The organism is Vibrio sp. 704 (assembly GCF_033339295.1).
In genome coordinates this window covers 1-686 of the sequence record NZ_JAWOUH010000467.1, presented here as the reverse complement: position 1 = coordinate 686, position 686 = coordinate 1, and the positions used below count along the sequence as shown (strand labels likewise).

Annotated in this window: 1 protein-coding gene; it reads right to left on the bottom strand. The window is 45.3% G+C overall.

Annotation, left to right across the window (positions count from 1 at the left end):
• Positions 1-686, bottom strand: a 686-nt coding sequence (locus R7R24_RS27145) for a tRNA sulfurtransferase (protein ID WP_318120185.1), incomplete at both ends; no start/stop codon positions are given.

Here is a 686-nt window from a genome sequence, read left to right as displayed (position 1 = left end):
TCATCTACTTTCTCAAGAATTTCAGCAACCACAGGTTCGAAATCAACAGAGATGAAACGCACTTTCGCTGATGAGCCGTATTTGTTCCATAGGTAGTGAGAAACCTGCTTAACGCCGATTTCATGAGCTGGGCCACCTAGGTTAAAGAAACAGTAGTGAACTTTAGAGCCACGTTTGATGTGTAGGTAGCTTGATACACCAGAGTCGAAACCACCTGAGATCAGGCTTAGTACGTCTTCTTGAGTACCTAGAGGGAAGCCACCTAGACCTTTGTAACGTGCCAACACTTGGTTAAGTTTGTCACCCGATACTTCAACTTTTACCGTCACATCAGGGTTGTGTAATTTAACGCGTGCGCTTTCTACTGCTTGGTTTAGACCACCACCAACGTAACGTTCAAGCTCGATAGACGTGAAGTCATGCTTACCACGGCGTTTTGCACGAACCACAAACGTTTTATTTTCAATAAGCGGACGGCTAAGTTCCAGCACCTGCTCGTAGATGTCGTGCAGGTCTTTAAACTCAGATTGCTTCACTTCTAGAACGTGATGAATGCCTGGCGTGTGAGTCAGGATTTCTAAAACTTCAGCGTGGTATTCGTTGCTCTCAGAGGTCACTTCAATGTGATCACGACGGTTAAATACTGCGACAGATTCCGTGCGGCTCTTGACGATATTACGAATGTT